Consider the following 11,158-nt stretch of genomic DNA (forward strand, 5'->3'; position numbering starts at 1 on the left):
GGTAAACATCTAAATGCTAAAACCATCATCAACAACGATGTTTTGTCCTTTTACATAGCGTGAAGCATCTGAACAGAGAAACAGTACTGTTCCGACAATATCCTCACTATTCAGCATACCTTTACTATTACACAGAGCTTTGTATTGCTCGATAAACTGTTGGTTTTGGCCGGCCTCAATGCCTCCGGGGCTGACACAGTTGGCACGAAAGTGAGATCCTTTTGTGTAAGCTGTGACATAGCTTGTAATGTGTTGTAGGGCTGACTTTATCGCCGCGTACTCTACCGGCATGGTCATTTCCGTGTCCTGGTAGACGGAAAACTTCGGTGCAATCACGCCATAGATGGATGATAAGTTTACCAATGTAAACTCAGTATCTTGCTCTATGGCATACTTTGCACATTGTTGCATAAATACGAAGAAGCCGCCGAGGTGATCGGTGAGGTTGGCATTAAAGTCATCGAAGGTGACATCAAAGAAATGATGGCCATAGTTTTTGCTGCGAGGGTAGGCGGTATTGATGGCGCCATCTAAACGTCCAAATTCTGTTACTGCGTGATTGAAGGCGTTTCGAATTGAATCCGGATCTGTAATATCGACTCTTTGGGTTGTCAGCCAGGGAGAGAACGAATGTGCTTTAATCAGGAGTTCTAATGCCTGGGCATCATAATCTGTCGCGACGACTTTAGCGCCAGCCTTCAGCAGTGCTGCAACAATTTCTTTGCCCAGACGACCGCCTGCTCCGGCGACCAGAATAGTCTTATTATCCAGTATGATGGTGGACATGATGATAAAGGGCCTCCGCAAACAGAAAATCTAGTTCCTCGTCAATATCGATCGCTCGTTCACGTGGTACAAGTACGGATTTAACGCGCCCTGAGAAAATGCCGCTATTACGCATTATAAAATCCGGCCTTGTCACATAGGCAACCGTTGTCATGTCGTAAACCGGGTGAGCGTCCTGACGTCGGTCAACAGAACTGTTGCTCATTACCAGCCTGCTTTGTCCATCATCGCTCCTGTGGATCATATTAAAACAGGGATGCCGCGATGCAGGAGCCGCAGTAATAACCATATCCGTATCTGTATCAAGCGCGGCTAGGCACTTTTTGATGTCATCCACACTGCGTAACGGGCTGGTAGCCGGTAGACTCAGGAAGACATCAAAATTCTGATCTTGTTGTTGCAGATACTCCACGGCATGTTGCCATGCCTGCCACTCTGGTGTTGTATCTGAAGCCAGAGCGCTAGGTCGATGGATGACCTCCGCCCCCGCCCGAATGGCGACATCCGCTATTTCATCTGAATCCGTTGAAACATAGATTCTTGTTACATCCGTTAGTGCCTGAGCGTGGCGGATGGAGTGGGTAATCAGTGGAATGCCGCCCAAAGGACGAATATTTTTCCCTGGAAGCCCTTTTGAGCCTCCTCTTGCAAAGATAAATGCATAGGTTGTCAGCATCGGCAATCCTCAACACGTATTACCCGTTTTTGTTCAGACGAGAGGCGTATCGCTTCAATTAACATCATAATATTGATGGCCTGTTCCAAGCTAACTTTGGGAGGCAGTTGGCTCGAAGCGCGTTTATCAAAACGCTTTATTTCATCCAGATACATGGAGTTCGGCTGATAATCATCATGAACATGGACATCGTGACTCTTGCCGCTGGCGTCGGTGAATATCAGCCTGTTGGCAAGAAACTCACAGTGTAGTTTCCCTTTCTCACCAGTAACCGTGCAGTAGCGGGTTGGTGTGCGCTGAAGCAAGTCCAGATGGAGACTGACAACAGGGCCATCAGCGCGATACAACATGGCATCGACGGAATCCTCCACGTTTATTCCCAGAGTGCCTGAATTCTGGCTAATAGCTGAAACTTCGGTGAATGACCCGAATATCCACAACAAATAGTCAAGCTCATGACTCAGCTCCAACAGCGCTCCTCCGCCAAGATGTCTCTGAGCCGAGACCTGCGCTCGGTAATCGATGCCAGGCCTCCAGTCAGGCAGATATTGCCCCACCTCAATACGTACGTGGTGAAGAGGGCCAATGTGTTGCTGGTCAAGCAATGACTTAAATTGTACCGCACAGGGCAAATATCTCAGGTTATAGCCAATCTCAATAAGGTGCTGATATTGTACTAATAGTGCCGAGTACTCCTTCAGCTCTGTTAATGAACTGCATAAAGGCTTTTCAATCAATGTCGGGATGCCAGCTTTGAGAAAGGGCAACGCCTGTTTAAGATGAAAGGGCGCCGGTGATGCAATGACCGCAAACCTTGGCCTGGCAGTGACAGCAGACTCAATATCGGGAATAACCCTGTGGGCCCCGCATTCATCAGCTGACAGTGGCCGTCCTGACGCAGAAACACAACCGACAATCGCTTCAGGGAAAAGCGTTCTCAGGTTGGTCATATGACGTCGGCCAATGCTACCGCTGCCGACAACTACATAAGTGGTGCCCGGGCATTTCATAATGATTCGATATCTGTTTGCGCTCGGATGAAATCTTCCATACGCCCGATATCCAGCCAATATTCATGAGCGGGAAACAAATTGACGCGATTGCCTGACTTAATTTGTTGCTCCAGTAACGTCGGCAAATCTATCCGGGTATTGGCCGGGATGCTGTTCACAAACTCAGGTGACAGTACGTAAATTCCGGCATTGATAAAGAATCGCTGAATCGGCTTTTCAGTTAATCCCTGAACAAGGTGATCCTGAAATTCAACAACACCATAAGGTACCTGATGTTCATACTCGCGCACGCACATTGAGGCGATACCACCATGCTGCTGATGAAAGCTCAGTAGGTTGTGGAAGTTCAGACTGGTCAACAAATCACCATTCATGACCAATAATGGCAGGTCAACCTGATCTTCAGGCATCAGGCCCAGAGCCCCCCCTGTGCCCAGTGGCTCATCTTCGCGCACATACTGAATGTCTACCCCCCAGCGGCTGCCATCGCCAAAATGTTCCTCAATCATCTCTGAAAGATAATGTGTGGATATGAAAAAACGATGAAATCCTGAGTCGACAAACCTTTGCAGGATAACCTCAAGGATAGGCTTCCCGCCAACATGCAATAAGGGTTTAGGGCAGGTTTGTGTCAGCGGCCGCAAACGCGTACCCAAGCCTCCCGCCATCAGAAACACTGGGTTATCTATTTTTTGCCGTTGCAATTGCCCATGCAGTGTCTCCAGGCCAACAACCAGTCCGCTTTCATTCAGTACCGGCAATTGTAAGAGCTGATAGCGGCGCATTTCTGAGAGTATCTGTTCCCGGGTCCATTGCCTGGTAACCGACCTTGGCGAAGTATTCATAACCTCGCGGACATTAGTTTCAAGTCCCTGATGTTTCAGCAGAGAACGACGTATATCCCCATCTGTCAGGGTGCCGAGTAATTTATGCTCCTTATCAACAACCAGTACGATGCGCAGAGCTGCACGATCCAGCATGGAAATGGCTTCTTCGAGTGTGGAGTCTGGTGATAACAGTGCATCCTGCCAATTCACAGCGGCTCATCCTTGTCATAGTCGCGTTCTGCCAATTGATCACAACGGTCCCAGTAGTGCATAGGCGAAAGTCCTTCACCGACCCGTGATGTGCGCATGTTATCCGATGTGAATGGTTGCCCTTTTTTTATGGGGACTGCGGCTATCAGGCTCTGGCGCGCGGCAAGGCGGGTATCCCACTCACTTTCCTGGGGGGCCTTACAACCTTCCCCCAGTGCTGTTTCAAGCGTTCGGATATCTTTAACCAACTGTGCTAGTTCTTCAGGCTCCAGAGAAGCAGCATGATCCGGCCCCGGCAGGCTGCGATCCAGAGTGAAGTGTTTTTCAATTACGCTGGCTCCTTTGGCCACCGCCGCAATGGAAACCAGCAATCCCTGAGTGTGGTCCGAATAGCCTACGCGAAGGTTAAACGCTGTTGTCAATGTGTTCATGGCGTTCAGATTGACTTCCGTCAGTGGAGCCGGGTACTGAGAGGTACAGTGCAGCAGAGTAACCCGTTGTTGTAATACAGCCCTGGTTTTCTCATCAGCCCAGCACTGCCAGATGGCTTGCGAATTTTCTGGCGGGGAGTTATGTGCCAGCCCATGTGCGATCACCGCCAAAGCCTGTTCAATCTCGCCGAGGGTCGCCATGCCGGTTGACAGTATCAGCGGTCTTGCTGTTTGTGCAAAAGCCCAGAGTAAGGGGCCATTGGTAATTTCCCCGGAAGGGATTTTGTATAAAGGCAGATCCAGCTTCTGAAGAAATTCCAGGCTGTCATGCTCAAAGGCCGTTGACAAAAAAGTGATGCCAGAGTTCGCCGCATATTGCTGTAAGTCACTATGCCACTCCAGCGGCAGTTCGAGCTTACGTAACATTGTCGCCTGGTTATCCTGAATACCTGTTGTATGGCGCTGATATGCGGCCTTTGGAACATTTTTTGTCGCCAGGCCAGCGGCATTGAATGTCTGGAATTTTACTGCGTTGGCACCGGCACTGACAGCTGCGTCGATTAACGCATACGCCATATCACGGTCACCATTGTGATTGACTCCTGCTTCCGCGATGATGTAAGTCTGCCGATTATTTTGCATCATGTCTCAAACTTCAGGTCGTAAAAGGCCTTGGTCGATATTAAATCCTTTGTTTTCAGAACCTTGATAATAGCGTCGCTGGCTTGCCCTTGCCCATAAGGATTTACGGTTTGACGACATTGTTGCCGGAAGTCGTCGCTCAGTGCTGTTTTTAAACCACTGTCGATGGCATCGTAGCTGATATCACAATGTAAAACTGAAGATGCAGATATTCGACCCAACTGCCTTGATCCTATATTCAAAGTCGGTACCTTTAGTGTCGGCACTTCGGTGATGCCACTTGAGGAATTTCCGATGACAACTTGTGCATGACGGACTGCAGACAGATACCTCAAGGTTCCCAGGGATTTTACTGCCACGACTTTGGTCGGATTCTGAGCCTGGCACGTTTCTATCATCTTGATCAGTGCCCGTCCGCCGTTGTCGGCATTTGGGTAGGTCAGTAAAACCTGATGTTGAGGATAATTGTCTAAAACCTCCAGTACGTTACGAAAAGCCGTAATAGAATCTTCCTCGCCACTGGTAACCGGATGATAAGTTACCAGAAAGTAAGGTGAGGATAAGGTTCCACCCAAAGACTCAGACAGCTCGCTTTGAGACAATAATGGAGTCTGAGTTATGTGGTCCAGTCCCACGGCACCCACATTAAAAACCCGCTCTGGCGCCTCGCCAAGCTGAATGACTCTGTTGCGGTATGTGTCTGTTGCCACAAAGTGCCAGGTGGCCATTTTGGTAAGGGCATGGCGTATGCTGTCATCATAGGCTCCCTGAGTTAATTCGCCGCCGTGTATGTGGCACATTGGAATGGACATCACCAGAGCGGTTTGAGCAATAGCAAGTGTTTCAAAGCGATCACCCAGGATCACCAGGCAATCTGGTGATAAGCGGTTTAGTGCGTCAGCAAATCCAACAATGCCTATGCCCATGGACTTGGCGATACCCACAGAAGTATCCGACGACAATAGCATTTCAACCCGGGCATCAATGCTGAAGCCGTCCCTGACTATTGACTTCCATGTATCGCCAAATTCCGGCGAGAGGTGGCCACCTGATACGATGAGCTGTAAGGTGAGATCCGGATCCTTCTCAATGCCTTTTAACAGATAATACAACAGCCCATAATCTGCACGTGTTCCCGTAAAAACTGCTATTTTTTTCATCGGTGCACCAGCTTTAACTTATCTGAGAAACGGGTAAGTAATCTAAACCGGTCATTTTTGAAACCTGCTGATTTATCGTTTGCCCGCCAGCCTGTTCCTAATATTTTTGATGCAGACAACAGCAGGCTTGTTGTTTCAGACATTGTAAATATTAGCCTTGTACCTTTGCAGATTTTCATCTTTAGTGAACCAGTCAATGGTTTTCCTGAGCCCGCTTTTCAAATCATGAGCGGGTTTAAAGCCCGTCAGCTCCTGCAACTTGCTGCTATCTCCCCATAAACGATAAACCTCGGACGTTCCGGGACGAAGTCGTTGTTGATCAGTCAGAAATGTTACCTTGCTCTTCATTAGCTCGCGCAGCAGATTCAAGGTATCTCCAATAGAGATTTCGCTACCAGACGCAATATTCAGCGTTTCTCCCAGGGTCTTATCGGATTCTGACAGAGCTAACAATGCAGCACAGGTATCTTCTACATAATTGAAGTCACGGGTGGGGGTAACATCCCCTAACTTTATACTATCCATGCCTTTGGCTATCTGGGTAATGATTGTTGGGATAACTGCCCGGGCTGACTGTCTTGGCCCATAAGTATTGAATGGGCGGGCTATGGTAACTGGTAAGCCGAAAGCGTGATAGAAACTCATGGCCATGCTGTCAGCCCCGATTTTTGAAGCACTGTAAGGGGATTGTGGCTGTAAAGGATGCATCTCATCAATAGGCACATATTGGGCTGTGCCATAGACTTCGCTGGTCGATGTATGAACGACCCTCTTTACGTCATTATCCAGTGCCGCCTGACAGATGTTCAGGGTGCCCTGAACATTTGTTTCCACATAACTGGCAGGAGCCTTGTATGAGTATGGGATAGCGATCAATGCGGCCAGATGAAATACTCTATCTGTCTTTTCAGTGATTTTCCGACAAAAAAATGGATCCCGGATGTCTCCGCTCACCACTTCGATATCATCAAGACAATGGATACTGTCCAGCCAGCCCCAACTATTCTGGGAATCATATTGTGTCAGTGCGCGGACATTAAAACCTTTTGCAACAAGTAACTCGGCCAAATGAGAGCCGATAAAACCATCCGCCCCGGTGATAAGTACATTTTCCACTGACAATTGTCTCCTGGTTTCATTTTTGCCACTCTCGCAGCTATCGGTTTCACTGGTCAATACTCTACCGCAGCCCCTGTTTTTCCGCCAGTACGAGGATCTGAGCATGTAACTTGTTATCGTTATTTTTGAATGAAGCTGAAGGAATTCGATTCACAGTTTAGAATCAGCACAAAGTTATACAACACAACGCCACGGTATTAAATGTTATATCTTATGGGGCGCTTGCTGCTTACTTTCTAACCACCATTCTGCTATTCTTATGGGCATAGGTAGAAGGGGTAGATTATGTTAGAAATCAATACGAAGTCCAATGCATCAATATTGCAGCAGGTGCAGAACAAGCAGGAGAGCCTGTTTGAAAAACTGGCCTCGGGCAAACGTGTTAACAGTGCGGCTGATGACTCTGCGGCGCAGCAGATTATTGACAGGCTAACGTCCCAGACGACAGGGTTACGCCAGGCTTACAATAATGCCTATGATGGCGTGTCACTGGCACAGGTGGCTGAAGGTGGGTTGTCGGGTATCTCCGATGGCGTCAACCGAATCCGCGAGTTATCCATTCAGGCCGGTAACGGTATTTTGTCTGACTCAGATCGTGATGCACTGCAAAAAGAAGTGTCGCAAATCCAGCAGGAAATCACCGATACTATTGACCGTACTGAATTCGCTGGTAAGCCGCTGCTAAGCGCAGAAGGTGAGATCAATTTTCAGGTGGGCGCTAATGCAGGCCAGAATATCAGCGTTGCCACAAAGGATGTCGCCAGTAGCCTGAACGATATTCTGAATGTTGATATCAGCACTTCTCAGGGCGCATCCGATGCCCTTGAAGTTGCCGATAATGCCGTGGAAACCGTGGGGCAGGCTCGTGCCGATTTGGGTGCCACTCAGAACCAGCTAGAGAGTGCGGCACGTAATCTGGCCAACAGCGAAGTGAATGTGGCAGCAGCGAAAGGCCGTATTCAGGACACAGATTACGCACAGGCAACTTCACAGCAGGCAGCTAATGATGTTTTAGGCCAGGCGTCTTTGTCTGTGCAGGCGCAGGCCAATCAACAAAAAGGCCAGGTGCTGGCACTGTTGAGCTGATAGAGCAAACTTTACACATTATAAAGGCCGCTTCTGCGGCCTTTGTTTTATGTGGTTTTCAATACAGCTTATTTCTTCACAATACCGGCCAGTTTTCCTTCATCCAATACCAGTAGTGAGGTAATGTGGTTCTGTTCCATTACGGTGAACGCCTCGTTCATTCTGGCGTTGATATCGATACTCTTAGGGTTCAGGCTCATCATTTTTCCAGCGGTCAAATCAAACACATCTTTGGCGTGTCGGGTGAATCCGCGGCGAATGTCGCCGTCTGTGATAATGCCATAGCCCTGGTCAGACTCGACAATGGCTATCCCCAGTTTACCCCCTGATATAGAGTCCACCACTTCGGCAAAACTGGCATCGGGTTTCAGCAATGGCAGGTTGGTGCTGATCATTTCATCTTTAACCCGGGACAATAAGCGCCGGCCAAGATTACCGCCGGGATGAAAACGGGCAAATTCCTCTGGCTGAAAATCCCGGGCTTTCATCAGTGTTACAGCCAGAGCGTCCCCCATAGCCAGTGTGGCAGTGGTAGAGGATGTGGGAGCAAGTTGTAAAGGGCAGGCCTCCTGATCCACTTCCACATTGAGAACGGCGTCGGCGGCAATAGCTAAGGTGGAATCCTGCCGGCCGGTCAGCCCAATCAGGAAGTTCCCGTTGTCTTTCAGAAAAGGCAGTAATTTCAGCACTTCTTCGGTTTCACCTGAGTTGGAAATGGCTATAAACACATCCTCTCTGGCAATCATGCCCAGATCGCCATGGTAGGCCTCGCCAGGGTGCATAAAAAAGCTCGGAGTACCGGTACTGGCTAGAGTGGCAGCTATCTTGCGGCCTATCTGGCCGGATTTCCCCATGCCGCAGATAATCACCCGCCCTTTGGTGTCTAGTATTTGCTCAATGGCCCGGTCAAACTGCTTATCCAGGCGTTGTGCTAGTTTTGACACCGCTTGTGCTTCGATCTCAAATACCTGTCGGGCAATATGCTGATAATTCATCTGGACTTCAGGAGGTTTTGAACTCATACACTATTTTGACTGAAAAGCGGTGGGGTTGTCGAATATACTCACCAGCCGGGCTGAAAAGCCTTATCTTCATCGTCATTTGCTGCTTTTTTATGCAATATCTAAGCTATTGATCATAAACCTGAATGCTCTGGTTGCGTCAGGCTGGTTAATGGTTAAAATCCTAGGTAACAATCAAATATCAGCAGCAATGACTTGTTAGCTATTTCAATCGGGGGCATTGCCTCTGCCTTATTTCATTTTTAGCATGGGTTGTAATGTCAACTTTGAGGTCGCCAGGGTATGAGTAAAATTCTGATTATCAGTGAGCCTGAGGCTCGCAGAATCAGCCTTCAGACCATACTCACCTTTATGGGCGAACAGCCTGAAGAAGTAGCCCCGCTTCAGGCAGAAGCCCATCTGCAACAAAATCACCTGTATAGTGCAATCTTAATTGATGCCGAAGCGGGATCGATGATTGAGGCCCTGACTAAGGCCTATCCATATTTGCCTTTTGTGCTGGTGGGGCAAAGTACAATGCCCTGCACCAATAATCAGGTTGGGGTGGTCAGTGAGCCGGTCACCTATCCTCAGCTCACGCAAATGCTGCATCGTTGCCAGGCCTATCTGAGCCGCAAACCGGATAGTGGTTCATCTGTTCACAATAAGACCAAATTGTTCCGTAGCCTGATCGGTAAAAGCGCCGGTATTCAGGCTGTGCGCCATATGATTGAACAGGTAGCGCCCACCGATGCCAATGTATTGGTACTGGGTGAGTCCGGAACCGGTAAAGAGGTGGTGGCCAGGAATGTTCATTATCTTTCAAACCGCAAATCGGGGCCCTTTATACCGGTCAACTGTGGTGCGATTCCGGGCGAACTGCTGGAGAGTGAGTTATTTGGTCATGAGAAAGGAGCCTTTACCGGCGCAGTAAGCTCCCGCAAAGGGCGTTTCGAGTTGGCCGAGTCCGGTACATTGTTTCTGGATGAAATCGGCGATATGCCTTTGCAAATGCAGGTTAAGTTGTTGCGGGTGCTGCAGGAACGAACGTATGAGAGAGTCGGGGGCGTGAAACCAATTCCTTGCAATGTACGGGTGATCGCCGCAACCCATCGCGATCTTGAAACCATGATACAGGAAGGTAACTTCCGCGAAGATCTCTATTATCGTCTGAACGTTTTTCCCATAGACAGCCCGCCTTTGCGTGAACGCAAGGATGACATTCCGTTATTACTGCAGGAACTGGTGAGCCGCGCGGAGAACGAAACGGGTAATACGGTCAAATTTACTCAGCCCTCCTTACAGTCACTGATGGAGCATCCCTGGGCCGGCAATGTACGCGAATTATCTAATTTGGTTGAAAGACTGTTAATCCTGCACCCTAACAGGGTCGTGGATGTGAGTGACTTGCCGCCCAAATATCAGCATCTGGACACTGAGGTCTATGAGCCTGACTATCCTGAGGAGTTGCTGGAAAGAGAAGCCATTAACGCATTGTTTGGCAGTGATGATGATCCTGACTCAACCTCAGAAGGTGACAACTCACCGGTTACAGGTGAGGGGCATGCTTTACCTGAAGATGGCCTTAACCTGAAAGAATATCTGGCTGATCTGGAAGTGAATCTGATCAGTCAGGCACTGCAGCAACAGGACTGGGTGGTCGCCAGAGCGGCAGAGGTGCTGGGTATGCGCCGCACTACTCTGGTTGAAAAAATGCGCAAATACGGGTTGTCTAAAGAATAAAGTTATCAGCTATCAGTGGTCAGTTGTAGCCAAGCAACCTATGAATTAACCAATGTGCTTACCGGCAATATCCCGGTGTCAAAGTTGCTGGGTATACCTGGATGTAGCGAAGCGCAATCCGGGGTGCTGGCAGTGTGCTGATCCATAAATAAAAGATTTTACCGCTGAGCCGCCCCGCACCTTTGCATTTTTAGATTAGATGTATATTCCTCAGAAAACTGCAAAGTAAAGGGGCTGGGCGGGCAGAGTTCACGGAGAAGAATAAATGGTTAAAGCGTTAATACCCCTGTGCTCTCGGCGTTTCTGTGGTTAGTGGTTTAAAAGCTTTTGACCACGAAAGGCACGAAAAACACTAAAGGAGATAAAGCGTTTAGCCATTCAAACCTCTGTGTTCTCTGCCTGCCCAGCACCTTTGACTGCTGGCGGTGAGCGAGGGTGCAACTCAGATGAATCAAAGGTTGCTG

The 11,158-nt window shown here is 48.7% G+C and carries 10 protein-coding genes; 2 read left to right on the forward strand and 8 right to left on the reverse strand.

The window, feature by feature from the left end:
* Positions 1-9: 9 nt before the first annotated feature.
* The 7 genes from CDA54_RS17320 to CDA54_RS17350 all read right to left on the reverse strand — a co-directional run bounded on the left by CDA54_RS17320 (position 10) and on the right by CDA54_RS17350 (position 6,861).
* Positions 10-786 carry an oxidoreductase gene (locus CDA54_RS17320; RefSeq protein ID WP_099036299.1) on the reverse strand — a complete coding sequence of 259 codons (777 nt, stop codon included), beginning with the start codon at positions 784-786 and terminating at the stop codon, positions 10-12.
* Complete coding sequence (locus CDA54_RS17325; protein ID WP_099036300.1) at positions 764-1,462, reverse strand: acylneuraminate cytidylyltransferase family protein; 699 nt, start codon at positions 1,460-1,462, stop codon at positions 764-766. Before CDA54_RS17325 ends, CDA54_RS17320 begins: the two co-directional genes overlap by 23 nt.
* The gene (locus tag CDA54_RS17330; protein ID WP_099036301.1) at positions 1,456-2,472 is read right to left on the reverse strand and encodes a Gfo/Idh/MocA family protein; all 1,017 of its coding nucleotides are present in this window, start codon (positions 2,470-2,472) and stop codon (positions 1,456-1,458) included. Before CDA54_RS17330 ends, CDA54_RS17325 begins: the two co-directional genes overlap by 7 nt.
* Positions 2,469-3,512, reverse strand: a complete 1,044-nt coding sequence (locus CDA54_RS17335; RefSeq protein ID WP_229748164.1) for a nucleotidyltransferase family protein — start codon at positions 3,510-3,512, stop codon at positions 2,469-2,471. The genes CDA54_RS17330 and CDA54_RS17335 overlap by 4 nt, the downstream gene beginning before the upstream one ends.
* A complete protein-coding gene (gene neuB, locus CDA54_RS17340; protein ID WP_099036302.1) occupies positions 3,509-4,588 on the reverse strand; it encodes an N-acetylneuraminate synthase in 1,080 nt (359 codons plus the stop codon). The genes CDA54_RS17335 and neuB overlap by 4 nt, the downstream gene beginning before the upstream one ends.
* The gene (gene neuC, locus CDA54_RS17345) at positions 4,585-5,745 is read right to left on the reverse strand and encodes a UDP-N-acetylglucosamine 2-epimerase (RefSeq protein WP_099036303.1); all 1,161 of its coding nucleotides are present in this window, start codon (positions 5,743-5,745) and stop codon (positions 4,585-4,587) included. Before neuC ends, neuB begins: the two co-directional genes overlap by 4 nt.
* A 135-nt stretch (positions 5,746-5,880) precedes the next feature.
* On the reverse strand, positions 5,881-6,861 hold the full coding sequence (locus tag CDA54_RS17350; protein WP_099036314.1) for an NAD-dependent 4,6-dehydratase LegB: 981 nt from the start codon (positions 6,859-6,861) through the stop codon (positions 5,881-5,883).
* A 288-nt stretch (positions 6,862-7,149) separates the two neighbouring features.
* Between CDA54_RS17350 and CDA54_RS17355 the strand changes: the two genes are divergently transcribed.
* A complete protein-coding gene (locus tag CDA54_RS17355; protein WP_099036304.1) occupies positions 7,150-7,950 on the forward strand; it encodes a flagellin N-terminal helical domain-containing protein in 801 nt (266 codons plus the stop codon).
* 68 nt (positions 7,951-8,018) lie between these two features.
* Here the strand turns inward: CDA54_RS17355 and CDA54_RS17360 are convergent, their stop codons facing one another.
* Complete coding sequence (locus tag CDA54_RS17360) at positions 8,019-8,972, reverse strand: KpsF/GutQ family sugar-phosphate isomerase (protein WP_229748165.1); 954 nt, start codon at positions 8,970-8,972, stop codon at positions 8,019-8,021.
* A gap of 282 nt (positions 8,973-9,254) precedes the next feature.
* Here CDA54_RS17360 and CDA54_RS17365 point away from each other — a divergent pair, with 282 nt between their 5' ends.
* On the forward strand, positions 9,255-10,694 hold the full coding sequence (locus tag CDA54_RS17365) for a sigma-54 dependent transcriptional regulator (protein ID WP_099036306.1): 1,440 nt from the start codon (positions 9,255-9,257) through the stop codon (positions 10,692-10,694).
* Positions 10,695-11,158 lie beyond the last annotated feature (464 nt).

It is taken from the genome of Lacimicrobium alkaliphilum, assembly GCF_002591895.1.
Lineage (GTDB): Bacteria > Pseudomonadota > Gammaproteobacteria > Enterobacterales > Alteromonadaceae > Lacimicrobium > Lacimicrobium alkaliphilum.

Coding starts and splice junctions, on each gene's coding strand:
- CDA54_RS17320 (WP_099036299.1), bottom strand. CDS start 786: ATGTCCACCATCATACTGGATAATAAGACTATTCTGGTCGCCGGAGCA.
- CDA54_RS17325 (WP_099036300.1), bottom strand. CDS start 1,462: ATGCTGACAACCTATGCATTTATCTTTGCAAGAGGAGGCTCAAAAGGG.
- CDA54_RS17330 (WP_099036301.1), bottom strand. CDS start 2,472: ATGAAATGCCCGGGCACCACTTATGTAGTTGTCGGCAGCGGTAGCATT.
- neuB (WP_099036302.1), bottom strand. CDS start 4,588: ATGATGCAAAATAATCGGCAGACTTACATCATCGCGGAAGCAGGAGTC.
- neuC (WP_099036303.1), bottom strand. CDS start 5,745: ATGAAAAAAATAGCAGTTTTTACGGGAACACGTGCAGATTATGGGCTG.
- CDA54_RS17355 (WP_099036304.1), top strand. CDS start 7,150: ATGTTAGAAATCAATACGAAGTCCAATGCATCAATATTGCAGCAGGTG.
- CDA54_RS17360 (WP_229748165.1), bottom strand. CDS start 8,972: ATGAGTTCAAAACCTCCTGAAGTCCAGATGAATTATCAGCATATTGCC.
- CDA54_RS17365 (WP_099036306.1), top strand. CDS start 9,255: ATGAGTAAAATTCTGATTATCAGTGAGCCTGAGGCTCGCAGAATCAGC.